The 16,733-nt window shown below is 62.0% G+C and carries 18 protein-coding genes; 9 read left to right on the top strand and 9 right to left on the bottom strand.

Annotated features, from left to right (window positions below; translation table 11 throughout):
* Nucleotides 1–3: 3 nt before the first annotated feature.
* From AC3A4H_RS09780 to AC3A4H_RS09760, 5 genes are all read right to left on the bottom strand, one after another.
* A complete protein-coding gene (locus AC3A4H_RS09780) occupies nt 4–735 on the bottom strand; it encodes a gluconate 2-dehydrogenase subunit 3 family protein (RefSeq protein WP_487766523.1) in 732 nt (243 codons plus the stop codon).
* Between the two features lie 205 nt (nt 736–940).
* Nucleotides 941–1,696, bottom strand: coding sequence for a hypothetical protein (locus AC3A4H_RS09775; protein ID WP_487766522.1), 756 nt, complete (start codon nt 1,694–1,696; stop codon nt 941–943).
* Nucleotides 1,680–4,010, bottom strand: coding sequence for a cation:proton antiporter domain-containing protein (locus AC3A4H_RS09770; protein ID WP_487766521.1), 2,331 nt, complete (start codon nt 4,008–4,010; stop codon nt 1,680–1,682). Before AC3A4H_RS09770 ends, AC3A4H_RS09775 begins: the two co-directional genes overlap by 17 nt.
* A gap of 139 nt (nt 4,011–4,149) precedes the next feature.
* On the bottom strand, nt 4,150–4,545 hold the full coding sequence (locus AC3A4H_RS09765; protein ID WP_348777483.1) for a PRC-barrel domain-containing protein: 396 nt from the start codon (nt 4,543–4,545) through the stop codon (nt 4,150–4,152).
* Nucleotides 4,546–4,636: 91 nt separating this feature from the next.
* Entirely contained in the window at nt 4,637–5,455 is an 819-nt protein-coding gene (locus AC3A4H_RS09760; RefSeq protein WP_487766520.1) for an HAD family hydrolase, read from the bottom strand.
* Between the two features lie 33 nt (nt 5,456–5,488).
* Here AC3A4H_RS09760 and AC3A4H_RS09755 point away from each other — a divergent pair, with 33 nt between their 5' ends.
* The 5 genes from AC3A4H_RS09755 to AC3A4H_RS09735 all read left to right on the top strand — a co-directional run bounded on the left by AC3A4H_RS09755 (nt 5,489) and on the right by AC3A4H_RS09735 (nt 12,024).
* Nucleotides 5,489–6,520, top strand: coding sequence for a glycosyltransferase family 4 protein (locus AC3A4H_RS09755; protein WP_487766519.1), 1,032 nt, complete (start codon nt 5,489–5,491; stop codon nt 6,518–6,520).
* Between the two features lie 53 nt (nt 6,521–6,573).
* Complete coding sequence (locus tag AC3A4H_RS09750) at nt 6,574–8,742, top strand: amylo-alpha-1,6-glucosidase (protein WP_348777485.1); 2,169 nt, start codon at nt 6,574–6,576, stop codon at nt 8,740–8,742.
* Between the two features lie 97 nt (nt 8,743–8,839).
* Nucleotides 8,840–10,666, top strand: coding sequence for an alpha,alpha-trehalose-phosphate synthase (UDP-forming) (locus AC3A4H_RS09745; protein WP_487766518.1), 1,827 nt, complete (start codon nt 8,840–8,842; stop codon nt 10,664–10,666).
* Between the two features lie 95 nt (nt 10,667–10,761).
* Nucleotides 10,762–11,325: a hypothetical protein gene (locus tag AC3A4H_RS09740; RefSeq protein ID WP_487766517.1), complete on the top strand. Its 564-nt coding sequence runs from the start codon at nt 10,762–10,764 to the stop codon at nt 11,323–11,325.
* A 201-nt stretch (nt 11,326–11,526) separates the two neighbouring features.
* Nucleotides 11,527–12,024 (top strand): YciE/YciF ferroxidase family protein, encoded by a 498-nt coding sequence (locus AC3A4H_RS09735; protein WP_348777488.1) that lies wholly within the window; start codon nt 11,527–11,529, stop codon nt 12,022–12,024.
* A 135-nt stretch (nt 12,025–12,159) separates the two neighbouring features.
* Here the strand turns inward: AC3A4H_RS09735 and AC3A4H_RS09730 are convergent, their stop codons facing one another.
* Entirely contained in the window at nt 12,160–12,390 is a 231-nt protein-coding gene (locus tag AC3A4H_RS09730; RefSeq protein ID WP_487766516.1) for a hypothetical protein, read from the bottom strand.
* A 218-nt stretch (nt 12,391–12,608) separates the two neighbouring features.
* Here AC3A4H_RS09730 and AC3A4H_RS09725 point away from each other — a divergent pair, with 218 nt between their 5' ends.
* Complete coding sequence (locus AC3A4H_RS09725) at nt 12,609–13,028, top strand: HD domain-containing protein (protein ID WP_487766515.1); 420 nt, start codon at nt 12,609–12,611, stop codon at nt 13,026–13,028.
* Nucleotides 13,029–13,092: 64 nt separating this feature from the next.
* Nucleotides 13,093–13,353, top strand: coding sequence for a hypothetical protein (locus AC3A4H_RS09720; protein ID WP_348777491.1), 261 nt, complete (start codon nt 13,093–13,095; stop codon nt 13,351–13,353).
* 79 nt (nt 13,354–13,432) lie between these two features.
* Here AC3A4H_RS09720 and AC3A4H_RS09715 read toward each other — a convergent pair whose 3' ends face one another.
* Nucleotides 13,433–14,320: a hypothetical protein gene (locus AC3A4H_RS09715; protein WP_487766514.1), complete on the bottom strand. Its 888-nt coding sequence runs from the start codon at nt 14,318–14,320 to the stop codon at nt 13,433–13,435.
* A gap of 9 nt (nt 14,321–14,329) precedes the next feature.
* Nucleotides 14,330–14,578: a hypothetical protein gene (locus AC3A4H_RS09710; protein ID WP_487766513.1), complete on the bottom strand. Its 249-nt coding sequence runs from the start codon at nt 14,576–14,578 to the stop codon at nt 14,330–14,332.
* Between AC3A4H_RS09710 and AC3A4H_RS09705 the strand changes: the two genes are divergently transcribed.
* Nucleotides 14,577–15,002, top strand: coding sequence for a cupin domain-containing protein (locus tag AC3A4H_RS09705; protein ID WP_487766512.1), 426 nt, complete (start codon nt 14,577–14,579; stop codon nt 15,000–15,002). The genes AC3A4H_RS09710 and AC3A4H_RS09705 overlap by 2 nt on opposite strands.
* A gap of 60 nt (nt 15,003–15,062) precedes the next feature.
* On the opposite strand, the gene AC3A4H_RS09700 is transcribed toward AC3A4H_RS09705, so the two are convergent.
* The gene (locus AC3A4H_RS09700) at nt 15,063–15,905 is read right to left on the bottom strand and encodes an N-acetylmuramoyl-L-alanine amidase (RefSeq protein WP_487766511.1); all 843 of its coding nucleotides are present in this window, start codon (nt 15,903–15,905) and stop codon (nt 15,063–15,065) included.
* A gap of 192 nt (nt 15,906–16,097) precedes the next feature.
* On the opposite strand from AC3A4H_RS09700, the gene AC3A4H_RS09695 reads away from it, so the two are divergent.
* Nucleotides 16,098–16,688 carry a hypothetical protein gene (locus tag AC3A4H_RS09695; protein WP_487766510.1) on the top strand — a complete coding sequence of 197 codons (591 nt, stop codon included), beginning with the start codon at nt 16,098–16,100 and terminating at the stop codon, nt 16,686–16,688.
* Nucleotides 16,689–16,733: the final 45 nt, after the last annotated feature.

Raw genomic sequence — 16,733 nt, 5'->3', positions numbered from 1 at the left:
GCCTCACCCCTTCCCGTTCCAGGCGGGCCGGCCCCTGATGCCTACCGGGGGCTGATCATAGCGCTGGCCGTGTCGGCCAACCCAGTCGCGGTAGTTGTACCGAGCGCCGGGAAAGCCCAGCATCTTCCAGCCGGCCATGTCCCGGTTTCCGCTGTAGATCGGATCGGAAAACATGCCTTCCTTGGTGTTCATCAGCAGCATCTTGAAGAAGGTCTTGGCGTCGACATTGGCAAGCTCAAGCTTGCCGCCTTCAATATCCTTGAGCAGCGCGTCCTGTTGTTCGGCGGTAAGATCGGCGAAGCGCTTGCCTGATGAGCTACCGACATGCTCATCGATCGCCTTGACGGCGGCGCGATAGAGGGCGGCCGGGGTGAAGCGCGACTGAAAACCTTGCGTGTCCTGCCCCTTTTCCCACGGACCAGACATGTACCAACCCTCGGCGCGCCCGAACGCGCCGGCCAGCTGGTGGTCGATGAACAGCGTCACGCCGCAGGCGCGGGCGCCAGCCCCCAGTTCGTCCTCCGGAATTAGCCGTTCCGTCGCCGCATCGACGAAGGCGACCTCTTCCGGCGTGAAATAGAGATAGTCCGAAGAAGGGTTTGGGTTCGGCAAATCCGCCTGCTGCGGAACCCACGGCCTCTCACCCTTGATCTCGCGGGCCTGGGTGGGCCCGCCCCAGACGACGACGCTGGAGGCGCCGGCCAGAAAAGTGCGACGGTTGAAGCTACTTTTCATGGCCACCTCACTTGGAGCCAGAGCCTGGAAGGGTCGGCATCTAACGATCCCCTGCGAACAAGGTTCCGTCACGTCGAGGTGCCTTCCCGTTCGGGGAACTGCTCCGCGACGTGGACTGCGAAGACGAAGAAGACACGGCTGGCCGCCTTGCCAGACAGCCAGCCGCCCTCGCTTCTTGCTTACGCTCTAAGCTCTACCTTATCGCTCAATCGTTGGTGCTCGACTTGTTCTTCTTGTGATGATGATGGTTGTGTCCGCCGCCGGGATTTTTGACGACGACCTTGTTTCCGTTTCCGTTGTTGTTGCCGTTTCCGGATCCGGCGTTGTTGTTTCCGTTATTTCCGCCGTTGTTATTACCGGTATTGTTGTTGCCGTTTCCGTTTCCGTTGTTGTTCCCAGAATTGTGGTTGCCGTTGCCAACGCCATTGCCGTTACCGGCATTGTTGTTGCCGTTGTTATTTCCGTTGTTCGACCCCGTGTTGTTATTGCCGTTATTGTTGCCGTTGTTGTTGCCGGTGTTGCCATTGCCATTGCCGTTCCCGTTGTTGGAACCGCCCTGGCTGGTGCCGCCGCCGCCACCACCGCCACCGGTGGCATAGCCTTCGGCCGCGAAAGCCGTCATGGCGATCACCGCAATCGAGGCAAGGAGGAGCTTCTTCATGGCAAATTCCTTTCGTTGACTGTGAACATCAATCGATGTGGATGGTTCTACGGCCGTCCCGCCCATCGGGTGAGTACTCTCACAGTATTTTAGTGTTAACGATTGGTTAACCATGAGCAATTCGGGGATATTACCCATCGAGGCGTGGGCAAAACCGCGTCCGTCCGGCAATATTTGAGGCTCGCGAGGGCAAACCCCCACCGCTGTGTCGGACCACTCACCCACGAGCGGCGGCACCGCAGTGCCACCGGTGCGCATGCCGAGCAGCGCGCACCAATCAGCTCTATTTTCGGGTGGCACGCCCTTCCGGCTTCTTTCCGTCGACCGCCTTGTCGGAAGGCACGCGTTCGGTCACGACCAGAACGATCGGCTGCGGGCACCCAGCCACGACGGAGGTTGCTGTATGGCCGAAGGAAAGTTCCGGGCCGGGCCGCTGCGCAGCCCCCATGACCACCAGAGAAGCCTGCTTCGCCTCCCGGCAGATAACCTTGTCGGCGTTGGCGTGCATTCGGATCGCGGTCTGGACAGGCACGTCGTAGCGGTTTGCGAGTTCCACGATTTCCTTCAGCACCGCTTCTTCCCGCCATCGCGACATCCATGGCCGCCGAGCACTTTCCCTTCCCTGTCGGGCGACATGGAGCGCCCTCACCTTTGCCTTGCAAGGCCGGGCCAGCGCCAAAGCCAGGTCCGCCGCTCGGCGCGCCACCTCGGTCCCATTGACCGGGACCAGAATGGTCGACGTGCTGCTGAGGCGCGGCATTCCGGTGCCGGTGCCTTGCAGCACGAGGCATAACCCGCCTTCGAACCCGGCGACGATGTCGCCCAGACCTGGGGCGAATGCCGCCTCTTCGTCCCGTGCGCCAGCCAGCCCCACGAAAAGCATGTCATAGCCTTTGCGGGCCTCGTCCGCGACGGTCTCGGGAGTAACCGGGCTCTCGTCGCGAGCTGTCAGATGCACCTCTTCAATGGCGGTGCCCTCGCCCTTCTGCACGGCGTCGGCGCTTGTCTTGGCTGCCCGCTTCAGCTGTCTCACGTGCTCTTCCGGCCGTATTCGTTCGGACGCCGCCGCCGTGGGGCGCTTGCCCTGTCGCAGGAGCGTGATCGGCATGCCGCTGCTGCCTCCAAGTATCCCTGCCAGGCGTGCGGTGAACTTTCCCACGGCGCTGTCGTCAACGATGACCAGCAAGCGCTCCAGCCTGGCAACGAGGCCGCGCTCGTCCAAGGCTTCGCGGTCGATGCGCTCCTTCTCCTCCTGCGTCATCGGCAGCCGCCGCAGCGCCCAGCGCAGCATTGGCGGCATCGCCAGCGTCGTGCAGATCGCCATGGTGACGATCATGGTGAAAAGGGTGTGCGACAGGATGTTCATCGACAGGCCGATGCTCGCCACGATGACCTCGGTCGAGCCGCGTGCGTTCATGGCGCAGCCCACGGCCATCGCTTCCTTTCCCGACATGCCGACGAGCTTTCCACCCAGGAAAGCACCGCTGAACTTGCCGATGCTGGCGATCGCGATCAGAACTACGGTAAGCATTGCGAGTGTGGGGTCCGCAAGCACGGTAAGGTCTGCCGACAGCCCGGCCACTCCGAAAAACACCGGCATGAACAATGCGGTGATCACGCCGCGCAATTCCGCTTCGATGTGGCCCGAAAGGATCGGCGATTCACCGATCAGGACGCCCGCCACGAATGCGCCAAGCACCGTGTGCACGCCGATCAGGTTGGTGGTCCAGGCCATGATGCCGGTGATGACGAGGATCACGGTTATCACGGCGAATTCGCTCTGGAACGTGTCGTTGCTCCAGCGGATCATCGAAAACACCAGGCGTCGCCCAACCGTGAAGCTGAGGACCATGAACGCGGCCACCGCCGCTATCGTGGCCAGCAAGCTCAGGGGCTGGACCGTGCCATGGGTCGCAATGGCAAAGGTTACCGCTATGGTGAGCCAGCCGATGGTGTCCTCGAGAACCGCCGAGGAAACGATTATCTGCCCCAGGTTCCGCCGCATGAAGTTCATCTCGCGCACCACCATCGCCACTACTTTCACCGATGAGATCGAAAGTGCCGTGCCAAGGAACAGTCCGGCAACCAGGCGCTGGTCCGGGTTCGGCAGGAGCGAGGGGGGCAAGAACGACGCAAACGCCACGCCGAGAACAAAGGGGATCACGATGCCCGCGGCGGAGATCGACAGGCACGAGGCCCCGACCTTGCGCACCAGCTTCAGGTCGGTTTCCATGCCGGTCAGCATCAGCAGCAGCAGGATCCCGAGCTGGGCCACCGCCTCGATCATGGTCTTCTGATGCGCATCGAGCGGGAATATGAAGTGCTGAACAGAAGGGAACAGCCAGCCGAACAGCGACGGCCCGAGCAGGATGCCGCCGATCAACTGGCCAACGATCGCCGGCTGGTCGAAGCGCTGGAAAATCTCGCCCAGCCCCCGGCCCACCAGCAGCAGGAGGACGATTGCAAGAACGAAGGTTCCCTCGCTGGAACCCGCGAAGCCCACGGGCGCTTCGGCCGCTGCGGCCGCTCCCGCAGGCACGACCGTAAGAAGCAGAGATACCGCGCAGACCGCGTTGCGGCGTTGCTGACGAAGTTGTTTGTCTTCGATTGGCATGCGCGGCACTACTCAGGCACCCGGTCGCGGTCGTCTTTCGATCACGCCGTCGAAAAGCCGGCTCTGCCAGTCGGGTCGAGCAAAACGGGAAACGCGGCTTGCGCTCCCGTTGCTGCTCGTCTGAACAAATGCGTGCGGCCTAGCGTTTCCACCGGCCCTCATATTTGAATTGCGGCGCCGCCTTGAGCTGGTCTTTCGTGGCGTTCATTGTCGCCACCCATTTCTTGTTGTTTTCCTGATAGTCGATTTTCACCGCGCTCGGGCTGACCGCCACATAATGTTCCCCCATGCCCAGAAAGCCGCCCACCGACATGATGTATGCGGCAAGGGTGTTGTTCGACAAAACCAGATCCTTGATTTCGCCGACCGTCTCGTTCTGGTTATTGGTGACGTTCAGGCCAATCAGGTTGTAGCTAAGAATATCCGTCGGCTGGACGGTGACGAAATCCCCCGCAACATTGGCTTCGGGGGTCTGCGCCTGCCCGATACCCATCAGCGCAGCAGTGGCAGCGATTGCAATGATTGCTCTACGCATGGTCCTGTCCTCGCTCGATCATATCGCCCAAAAACACTCCAGCCGCCGCTTTGTTCCTTGGGGCCTCAGAGCCGGCGCTCGATGAGCCCCGCTATAGAGCGGTACCGGTGAATTCAGTGTCCGAGCAAAGGATCTTGCCGATCATCTCGGCCACGCCGGCACCCCGGGCGGCCGTTGTCGTGTGGCTGGCCGTTTCGATGACTGCCGGAAGCGCGTTGGCAACCGCCACACTGTAGCCGACCGAGCGAAGGAACATGTGGTCGTTTTCCGCGTCGCCGATGCCCACAACGTCCTGCGGCAAAAGCTCGAGCTCCTCGAGCGCCGCGGCCAGCCCGGTCGCCTTGTTGATGCCGGTGGGCAGCACCATGACGGCGCCCTTGTTGAATATGATCTCGAGTTCCAGTCCCAGTTGTTTGATCTCTTCCAGGACTATCGTTTCATTGGGAACCAACGTGGCCACTATTGTTCGCCCGACATACAGCGGCGCCACGCCTCTCTGGCGCAGGCGTTCGACAAAGATCGGCGGTGGCGGCGGGGATAGCAGGCGTGCGTTTTCGGTGTCGGGCGCATAAAGCAGCGCGCCGTTTTCCGCGACGATCCTGTCGAAAATCGCATGCGCTGGAAAGGTTAGCTTCAGGTCCGGCAGTTCACGCCCGGTCACCAGGATCAGCTTCCGCCCGGAATTCTTGAACCTCGTCAGCGCCTCGAACGCCTCTGCCGATACTGAGCCTTCATCGGCAAGGGTTTCGTCGTAGTCCGTGGCAAGAGCTAAGGCTTTCATTGTGCGTCGTTCCGTTGCTGGTGTTTCGTCTAACCGGCGAAGCTCGGCTTTCGTTCCCCGATCGACGAGACACTCGCGCCGAGCCACGAACTTGGAACCATTCGAGGCAGTAATCGATTTCAGCACCATGACATGGAGCATGTGGGCGACGAGAGACGAGTGATGAGGATTGCGCAGGTCGCGCCACTTGCGGAGAGCGTTCCGCCCCGGCTTTATGGCGGAACCGAGCGGATAGTTTCGTATCTCGCGGACGGCCTGGTCGACCTCGGCCATGAGGTTACGCTGTTTGCAAGCGGAGATTCCGTCACCCGCGCCAGCTTGGTCGCCACCCGCGACTGCGCCCTGCGGCTTGATCCGCATCCCCACACATCGTCGATCGCGGCTCATTTCACGATGCTCGACGAGGTGCGGAAGCGGGCGTCGGAATTCGACATCATACACTTTCATCTGAGCCATTTCCTGCACTTCCCGTTTTTCGAAAAGATGGCGCACAAGACGGTGACGACCCCTCATGGCCGCCTCGACTACCGCGACCTTCCCGACGCCTACAGGCGGTGGAACGAATTCCCGATGATTTCGATCTCGGACAGTCAGAGAAAGCCCCTTGCCGAAGCCAGATGGCTTGCCACCATCCACCACGGCCTGCCCTACAGCGGCCAGCCGGTCTGGAACGGCTCCGGGGGATACTTGGCGTTTCTCGGGCGCATTGCCCGCGACAAGCGGCCGGACAGGGCAATCGAGATCGCGCGCAGGACTGGCTATCGCCTCAAGATCGCCGCGAAAATCGGCAGGGATGACAGGGCGTATTTCCACGAGACGATCGAACCACTGATCGATGGCGAGAATGTCGAATTCGTGGGCGAGATCGGCGAGGCCGAAAAGGTGGAATTCCTCGGCAACGCCGCGGCTTTGCTCTTTCCCATCGACTGGCCGGAACCTTTCGGGCTCGTGGTCATCGAAGCCATGGCGGTGGGAACGCCGGTGGTGGCCTGGAACCAGGGTGCAATGGAGGAGATCATCGACGAGGGTGTGACCGGGGCTGTCGTTGACAGCACGGAAGCCGCGGTGGAAGCTGTCCATCGTGTCGCAAAGCTTGACCGCTCGCAAGTTCGCGCGGCGTTCGAACAACGCTTTGGCGCCGACCGAATGGTCAGGCAATATGTCGACGCCTACACTCGTCTGCTGGACTTTTAGGGTCCCTTCCCCCGGTCCGAAGGCAGGATGATCCGAGCTATGGGAAAGTCATCATGGCAGAACTCGACGAACGCCAGCTCGATCCGGCAGTCGCACTTGCTGCAATTGACAAGATGCCGCCGCGAAACCCACTCAAGCAGTTTGCCTTGAAACACGGCGATTGTTTCATTGTCACCAATGACCGGGGCGACATCCGTGGGCGGGGCGATGGCCTGTTCCGCGACGACACGCGCGTCCTTTCGCTGCTCTGCCTTACCATCGGCGACAAGGAGCCGACCCTGCTTGGGGCGTCGCTCAGCCAGGACAACATTATCTTCAACGCCAACTTGACCAACATGCCGCTGGAGGTCGAGCCGGATTCCAGCATGCCGCAGGGCGTGATCCATATCGAGCGCTCGCGATTGATCTGGCAGGATCGGCTGTTCGAACGGATCCGGCTGGCGAATTACGGCGACCGCACCGTGCAGGTTCCCATGGAACTGGAGTTCGACGCAGACTTCCGCGACATGTTCGAAGTCCGCGGAAGCAGGCGCCTGAAGCGCGGGAAAATCAGCGCCAGCAAGACATCGAGAGAAACTGTTGCCCTCTGCTACGAAGGGCTGGACGGCCTGGTTCGGCAATCGGTCATCTCGTTCTCCGAGCGCCCGCGCGAGCTGAGCACCTCGCGCGCGGAATTCCGCCTGTCTGTGCCGCGGCACGGTGCACACACGCTGTTCTTGGAAGTCGGTGCCGAGCAGATCGAGCTTCCCAGCCGCGAACGTTATCGGTCAGCGGCGGCGCGAGCGCGCTGGCAAATGCGCTCCAAGCGCCGGCACGGCGCAACCCTTTACAGTTCGGGCCGGGTTTTCAACGACTGGATGTCGCGGGCGCGCGCCGACATCGCCTTGCTCACCACCGAATTGCCCACGGGCCCATACCCATATGCGGGCATTCCCTGGTTCTCCACCGCCTTCGGGCGGGACGGCGTCATTTCCTCACTGCAGATGCTGTGGCTGAATCCCGGGCTCGCGAAAGGCGTGCTCGCCTTTCTGGCGCAGCACCAGGCGACGGAGACGCTGCCGTTCAGCGACTCCCAGCCCGGCAAGATCCTGCACGAAACCCGCAAGGGCGAGATGGCGGCGCTGCGCGAGCTTCCCTTCGGCCGGTATTACGGCGGCGTCGACACCACGCCGCTCTACATCTACCTGGCCAGCGCCTACGCCCGACGGACCGGCGACATGGAGTTCATCGACAGCATCTGGCCATCCCTGCGCGCGGCAGCCGGCTGGATCGACTCCGTCGGCGCCCTCCACGAGCACGGCTTCATCGCCTATCAGCGCGCCGCCGAATCCGGCCTTTTCAACCAGGGTTGGAAGGACAGCTTCGATGCGGTTTTTCATGCGGACGGCTCGATGCCGAAGGGGCCCATAGCGCTGATCGAGGTCCAGGGCTACGTCTTTGCGGCCTATCGCGGGCTGGCGGAACTTGCGACTCGCCGCGGCGAGCTTGCGCTTGCGGACCACTGGACGGAACGTGCCGAACGCATGCGCGAGTCCGTGGAACGCTATTTCTGGATGGCCGAGGATGGCTTCTACGCCATAGCGCTGGACGGCGATGGCAGGCAGTGTCAGGTGCGTGCCTCGAATGCCGGCCACCTGCTCTATGTGGAGCTTCCGGCTCCGGAACGTGCCCGCATACTGGTCGACCAGTTGCTCACGGCACAATTCCACACCGGATGGGGGATCCGAACCCTTGCCGACGACGAAGTGCCGTTCAATCCGATGTCGTATCACAATGGCTCAATATGGCCGCATGACACCGCCATATGCGGGGCCGGAATGGCTCGCTATGGAATGCGCGACGGCGTGGTCAGGCTGATGAGCGGCACGTTCGAAGCCGCCGTGCATTTCAACATGCGCCTGCCCGAGCTGTTTTGCGGCTTCACGCGAGCCCCCGGCGAAGCCCCGGTGGCCTATCCCGTTGCCTGCCTGCCGCAGGCCTGGTCTTCCGGTTCTGCATTCATGCTCATGCAGGCCTGCCTTGGGCTGGAAATCGACGGGTTCGAGGGCGAGATCCACGTAAACCGCCCGAGATTGCCCATCGGCATCGACCGGCTGTCGGTCAGGCGCCTGAGCGTAGGAGACGTTCGGGTCGACCTTCACTTCCAGCGGGTCGGCGATCGCGTCGCGGCCTTCCTCGACTCCCGCGACGAAGGACTGGCGACCCTGGTGGTGCGCAGCTGAAAAATTCGGAGGCTGGCTGGAACCCCTGGGGCCGCGGAGAGTTCGCTACCAGAGCGGGCTGAGACCGTTCGAGACATTTGCAAACGCCACGAGCGGTATGACTATTGAAACAGCATTTCTAGCCGTCATGGGGCTGGCAGCCGCGGCTCTTTGCATTTCGGTTGCAGCGATCTGGACGTCCTTCGCCGCCATGCGCAATCTCCCCGCGCTGCGGGCCGGGCCGCCAAATAGGCCGCTCGACGAGGCTCCGCATCAGTTGCTGCCCGAATTCGAACAGAACAATCGAGGGGCAGACGCTCCTCTCGTGACCTGGTCGCCGGAAATGATGCGGCAGGTGATAGACCGCGAACTGCCCGGCGCGGAGATCATTCTCGTTTCCAACCGGGAACCCTACATCCACAATCTGAACGACGGGAAGGTTGAGCTCTGCATTCCGGCAAGCGGGCTCGTGTCGGCGTTGGAGCCTGTCATGCGCGCCTGTTCGGGAACCTGGATTGCACATGGAGGTGGCTCCGCTGACCACCTCGTGGTCGATGAGCATGACCGGGTTCAGGTCCCTCCCGGCCGGCCGGCCTACACGCTCAGCCGCATCTGGCTGAGCGAGGAGGAACAGGAGGGCTACTATTTCGGCTTTGCCAACGAGGGGCTCTGGCCACTCTGCCACATCGCCTTTACCAGGCCCATCTTCCGCGAATCCGACTGGGAGGCATACAAGGCGGTCAACCAGAAATTCGCCGACCGGATCGTGAAGGAGGCAACCAGTTCGGCTCCAGTGGTGCTGGTTCAGGACTATCACTTTGCCCTTCTGCCGCGCATGATCCGGAATGCGCTGCCGGATGCGACCATCATCACCTTCTGGCATATCCCCTGGCCGAATTCCGAGGTCTTCGGCATCTGCCCCTGGCGCGAGCAGATCCTTGACGGGCTGCTCGGCAGTTCCATCGTGGGTTTCCACATCCAGTTCCACTGCAACAATTTCACCGACAGCGTCGACCGCTTTCTGGAAAGCAGGATCGATCGCGAGCATTCGGCAATCTGCTACGGGGGCCAGAGCACGCTGGTGCACCCCTACCCCATCTCCATAGAATGGCCGCCGACGACGCTGGAAGACCTGCCTTCCGTGGAGGAGTGCAGGGAAAAGCTGATCAGCCGGTTCGGCCTCTCTCCGGAAACGAAGCTGCTCGTGGGGGTCGAGCGCATGGACTACACGAAGGGCATCATCGACCGCTTCCACGCCCTCGAACAATTGTTCCTGCGCCATCCGGAATGGATCGGCCGGGTCGCGTTTCTTCAGATCGCGGCGCCAAGCCGCGGTGTTTTGACGGCCTACAAGCACCTCCACGAAGAGTGCCTCGCCTTCGTGGAAGCGTTCAACGAGCGCTTCGGCAATGAAACCTACCGCCCGATCCTCTTCCTGGACGAGCACAACAACCAGTCCGATGTCTACACCGCCTATCGTGCAGCCGACGCCTGCGTAGTGAGCAGCCTGCATGACGGCATGAATCTGGTGGCGAAGGAGTTCGTCGCTTCCCGCGACGACGAACAGGGCGTGCTGATCCTCAGCACCTTCGCAGGCGCCTCGCAGGAACTTCTCGACGCGCTGATAGTCAACCCCTTCGATCCCACCGCAATGGGCGAAACAATGCTGCGTGCGATAACCATGCCGCAGGACGAACAGCGCGAACGCATGACGCGGTTGCGCGACGTCGTCCGCACCAACAACGTCTATCGCTGGGCTGGCACCATGCTGCAGGACGCGGCGCGCCTGCGCAAGCGCCGTGCGCCCGAGGCCGAAAACGTCGCGCCCGAGTTGAAACCCTTCGCGCCGCCGCCACTTCTAAAACGCCTGCTGTCGGGAAATCGGCGCCCAAAGGGCCGGGAAGCCGCTCGCCGCACCGGCTCAAACCATCGATCATGGCTCTGAGCAGGCCCGGGACTTCGCGGGTGCGGGTAGAGCGGCAACTGCCCTTCGATGTGCCGGAGCCGTAAAGTACAAAGCGGGCAATGAGGGAGATGGCGATGCAGACGGTGACGGGACTTTTCATTACCAACCGCGCGGCTCGCTCGGCTGTAAATAGTCTCGAAGAAGAAGGGATCGCGAGTTCCGATATTGCATATGTCGGGCGCGAGGAACCTGAGGCCGACGCGCACAGCGACGTGGCCACGGGCGCGGGTGCCGGCGCCGGCGCTGTCGCCGGCGGTGCAGGCGGCCTGCTGGCCGGTCTGGGAATAGTGGCCATACCCGGCGTTGGCCCTGTTGTCGCGGCAGGCTGGCTTGCCGCGACGCTCGCGGGCGCTGCCGCAGGTGCGGTGGTCGGCGGCGTAGCCGGCCGTCTGGTCGCAGCTCTCGTGGATGGAGGCATCGATAAGGATGACGCCGGCGTCTATGCCGAAGGAATTCGCCGCGGCGGAGCGATCGTGAGCGTTACCGGGGTCCAGGAAAAGCATGCCGAGGCGGTCAGGTTGATACTGGTATCGAACGGCGCGGTCGACCTGCAGAACCAGCGAACGCTTTACGAAGGCGAGGGCTGGAGCCTGACCGACGAAGGCAACTGGGGCCGGGGGGCGGAGCCCAAAAAATAGCAGCCGGAGCTCCTCCCCCGTGCACGGTCCGCCTTTCCTTCGGCCGGCCTGTTACGGGGCATCTTGCGGAATTTGTTTCACGAAATCGGGAACCTCAACAAGCCGCTGGCATTAGCCAACCGGGCAACAATGTCGGCGCGCGCATGCGGGCCGAAGCAGAAAGGCGCCGTTCGGCGGCCAACGATAGAAGGAGAATAGGCGATGGCTGAGAAAAAGCTTGAAGATCTTTTCTACGACACGCTGAAGGACATCTACTACGCAGAACGCAAGATCCTGCGGGCGCTGCCGAAGATGGCCAAGGCCGCCAAGTCTGCCGAGCTGAAGCAGGCATTCCAGAAGCATCTGGAGGAGACCGAGGGCCAGGTCGAGCGGCTTCAGCAGGTATTCGAAATCCTGGGCAAGCGCGCTCAGGGCAAGACCTGCGAGGCGATCGAAGGCATCATCTCGGAGGGCGAGGAGATCGCGGACGAATTCAAGAATACGCCGGCCCTCGATGCCGGGCTCATCTCTTCGGCCCAGGCGGTGGAGCACTACGAGATCACCCGATACGGAACGCTCAAGCGCTGGGCTGCCGAACTCGGAATGAAGGATGCCGAGCGGCTGCTTGACCAGACGCTCGCCGAGGAGGCCAAGACCGACGCGGCATTGACCAAGCTGGCCGAAGCCGGGGCCAACGAACGAGCCCGCGCAGCCGCTTAAAACGGGCCGGAGCAAGCGTTCTGCCGAGGCATTCGGCACGATCGGAAGACAGATGACTCGGCCGTGCCAATCGCACGGCCGAGTTCCTGTTTGGAGCGCTTGATCTGGAGCCGGCGCCACCGCGATGGCGGCGCCTCAGCCGGACTGGCCGTGCCGCCAGCCGCGCCGCCTGGCGATATACTGGTCCAGCGCCTCGGCCAGGGCGTGTTCGTCGGTCACACCTTCCTGAAACACCCGCATCAGATACTTCGCCGCTTCGGAATCCAGCGGCGAGCCGCTCTGCGGCAATTGTTCTCCGCTCTTTGCGAGAACGCGTTTGATCTTCTCCAGATCGGCGCCGGTCAAATACGGGTTGCTTTTAGGCATTGCGGTTTTCCTCGGGCGTGCACTTCTCGTCCCCCAAGGAAGCTGACAATCCTAGAATGGCTGCAACTCCGCGGCCCGTCTACCGCCAATTCGAGAACAAGCGTCGAGTGCCCCTCCCCCTCCTCGGCCGGAGTTTCCCCCGGGCGGCCTCTCGCCCCAGATTGGAACCTTGGACAATCGCGTCTGTTCTCTGCCTGATTGGAGGCATCTGAAGCGCCATGAGCCCTTTTGAGAACGCGTTATCGACAGCCCTCTCGGCCCACATAGGCAAGACCGGCAAGAACGGTGAGGAATACATACGCCATGTTCTGCGCGTGGCGGCTTCCGTGAGCGAGGACGATCAAAAGATTGTCGCCTTGCTCCACGATGTGGTGGAAAAGTCGGAAATCACCCTGCACCAGCTGCGCCAGAAAGGTTTTTCGGCCCGCATAGTCGACGCGGTGGATGCGCTTACGCGCCGGGAAGACGAAGCCTATCTCGATTTCGTGCGACGTGCGGCATCGAACCCATTGGCGCTGCCGGTCAAGATTGCCGATCTGCGGGACAATCTGAGGGCTTGCGAGCATTCCGCCGATGGCGGCGAAAAATACCAGGCCGCGCTGGAAATGCTGGGCGCTGCCGCTGCGCCTCAAAAATGAGGCCGCATGGGAACTCTAGCAGTTGCGTGAGGTTGGATACCGGACATTCGATCAGGAGATCCCCATGCAAGACTTGCTCAAAGTATGCGTTTTGGCGGCAGGCGCCCTGCTGACCCTCCCGCTGACTGCCGTTGCGCAATATGAACACCAGGAATACCAAGGCGGAATACAGGAGCGCCACGGCCGTCCCGAATATCGCGAGCGGGAGTACGACGAAGGATATCGCCGTCATCATCGCCACGGCTGCCACACGGAAGTGACCCGTGAATGGCGGCACAACCATATGGTCACGAAGAAAGTCACTGTGTGCCACCGGCCGTATTGAGGCCGATGAATGAGACCCGAGGCAGCGTCACAGACCAAAGCAGGAGCCGCGAAACGGCTCCTGCTTTCTGGCAACCCGCCTAGCCTATCAGGGTCTCTCGCCTGTCGCGCTCATTTCCCCCCACGCACGCGGCAACGGCCGCAATGAAGGCCCCGATCAGGAGGGACATGGAAGCAACGAGCGACAGTGTCAGCCCGGCCTTGCGTGCGGTATCAGCGGCCTCTTTCGCCTTGGCTTTTGTATCGGCGATGCGTTGCAGAACGGCATTGACCCGGCCCCCTGCGTCCGCCTGCGAGAGGCCCGTCCGGGACCCCACGAGCGTAACCAGATAGGCGCGGTCCTCGGCCGGAATCTCGCCGCTCGTCGCTCCCATCAACAGGATCCTCGTCGCCTCGGCAGTCGCCGCCGCTCGATCTTCCGGGGCGGTCGGCGACGGGTTTGCTGGCCGGAAGAGTGAGTCAACAAAATAGCCCGTCGCATTCTCCGCCGTGCCACCGCCACTGCCGGCAGCCTGGCTGCCTGCCCCGAGGGCCGCGCCGGAAGCGACGGTGGAAGCGGCCTGTACGCCACTGCTCACCGCCGAGGTCAGACCCGAGCCGACGATGAAAGTGATGACCACGGTTGCCAGGGCCCATGCGAGAAAGCCGTGCGCGGTATCGCGAAAGAACACTTCGTCGTCATGCACGCCCACCCATCTGGTGCGCAGCCGGCCGGTCAGATAGCCGCCCAGCGCGGAAGAAAGCCACTGGACGATGATCAGCCACACCGCCGCCGAAACCGCGAAGGTGGTGGCCGACACTCCGCGCATCGACCACGGCGAAATCACGCTCAGTCCGAGGCCAGCTCCCAACAGCATCAGGATCAGGGTTGCCGCAACAGCAGCTATGGCACCGACGATAATCGGGCCCCACGATACGGCCGATGATGACGATTCCACCACCGGATGCCCGGTCTGCACCGTTTCCATCACGATCTCCTATCTCATGAACAGCATGATAAGGATGATGATCGGGATAGGTACGCCAAGAAGCCAAAGAAGAATGCCACGACCCATAATAATCTCTCCTCTGTGCAGATGCTCAATAACACCAATAACTTGGAGCGGTGGTGAAAGTTCCGCCCACGTCTGTACCGCTGTAAATAAGCGGCAATGAACGAGCAGACGCGGATTGACGCCCTGCGCCGTTTTTCGCACCCTGCTGCCTGGCAAATGGGAGGCTTTCATGCGAACCACACTGGCATCAGTGCTGCTGCTGGCATGCGCCACAAGCGCCGCTCAGGCGCTCGACAGTCACGGCGCGGCGGTGGTGGTATCTCCGGTCGCGTCAGCCACGCAAACCGCGTCCGGCCAGCCGATCACATTGCCGCAGAAGAACGTGCAGGTTCTGGTCTCGACCTATGAAATCGCGCCTGGCGCGAAACTGCCGGTGCACAAGCACCCATTCCCGCGCTACGCCTATGTCCAGGCCGGCACGCTGGAAGTGACCAATGTGGAGACCGGCAAGAGCACCACCTATGGGCCCGGCGACTTTGTCGTGGAAATGATCGGACAGTGGCATCGGGGCGCCAATGTCGGCACCGACGAGGTCAAGCTGCTGGTTATTGATCAGGTCGAGGAAGGTACGCAGAACACGATATTACAGCAGTAGTTTCCAGCTTTCCGCCGGGCGCCAGCCCAAAGGCGCCCGGCCCCTCCCCCATCAGCCGGTTCAGGCTGCTTCCAGCCAGCGCGAATGCACCCAGCCGATCTTGTCCTGGGGAGCGCCGGTGCTGAGCGGGTTCACCTCGAACCAGACGCCGTCAGCCCCGATCTGCCGGACTAGTGATCCGTCCTTCAGCATCTCGATCGCGTTGAACGAGACCCCCGGCCCGGCGCGGAGTGTTAGCCCGGTCCCGGACACCACCTTGAACAGGTTATCCGAATCCGAGGATCGCCCGTATAGCTGCGCCCGGAACCGCTCCAGGTTGAAGGCTGGGCCCGGGTCCTGCTTGCGACCGGGCGAGACATCGTCGTGGCCGAGCAGGTTCTGCTCGGGAATGCCGTAATGCTTGACGATCGCCGACGCCGCCAGCAGCGCCGCCTCCATCTGGGCCTGTTCAAAGATTTCCCAGCCATGCATCGTGCTGGGGTCAAAGTTCTTGTGGCGCGCCCGTATCACGCGTTCGTCGGGCACCCGGCCGCCGACCCGGTTTCGCCAGTTGCCCGGCTCGCCGCTCAGCAGCCCCCAGTTCACGATTTCTATGCCGATTGCATACTGGTTCATACCGACAAGGTTTCGCCAGCTTGAGCGGCCGGCGTGCCAGGCAACCGTATTGAACGGCACCATTTGCGTAATGGCTCCGTTGTGATCGATGACCAGATGCGCCGACGCGTCGGACTCCCTGTTCCTGAACCATGAGATCGCACCGTCGGCCGTCCCGCCGGCGGTGTAGTGCATGATCAGATATGACGGCCGGCCGGACCCGAACTGAGCCCCCTTGTTGTTCGTGAGTTCGAACGGCACCAGTCGCCCATTGTCTGCCACCAGACGATGATTTTCATTGACGCGCATTCCACCCTCCCTTTGCCTTCAGGAAACTCTGGCTCCCCAACACTGGCCTAGGTCGCAGATTGCGAGCAGCCAGATGTCACGGCCCTTGCATTTTAACAAGTTGGAAGAGATATTTTCCAGCAATAAAACAGAAGTGGGGGCAAATGCATGTCCAGGACATCTGTATTCGGACTCGGTGCACTTGGCGGAATATTGCCGATCCTTGTAAGCCTGCTGACCGTTGATTTCGCACCACTGCTTGATGGCACCAGCCCCCTTACGCCGGGAAACTACATTGGATATGGCGTAAGAGTATCCATTCTGATATTGCTTGGCGGAATAATAGCTTCACTGAACAATGAAGTTAGAAGCCCGATTGCACTCGTGCAACTTGGCATAGCCGCCCCGGCCCTGATCACCTCATACATCAACGGCGGCGCAAACCAGAACAATATATCCGCGCTTCTTGGCAACAGCATCGTCACGCAGGCCAGAGCGAATGACGCACAGGCAGACGCGCCCGTCCAGTTCGCTGGCGGGTTCATGAGCGACATTGCGGCCGGCTTTTCCATCCGTCTGGATGTGCTCGATGCGGAGCGGCGGCTCCAAGGGACGAAGGCAGACACGCTGTCGCCCGAGGGTGATCCGATCTCCGTCTACCCGCCCACGGAATTGCAGAGCGGCCTTGGCGTCTATTGCACCACACCCATCGGCCGCTTCGGCCCCGGCCCCGAAAATCCCATCGGCGCCCCATGCGAAGTGCCGACGCCTGCCGGGGTCCTTTCAGGCTCCGTTTCAGAATAGGAGGCACCGCCGGGCATCTCATCGCCTGCAAATCCGGGCCTGCGG

The organism is Pseudaminobacter sp. Soil_N_29 (genome assembly GCF_057656055.1).
Note: the sequence above shows the minus strand (reverse complement) of the source record. Positions and strands in the feature narration are given on the sequence as shown.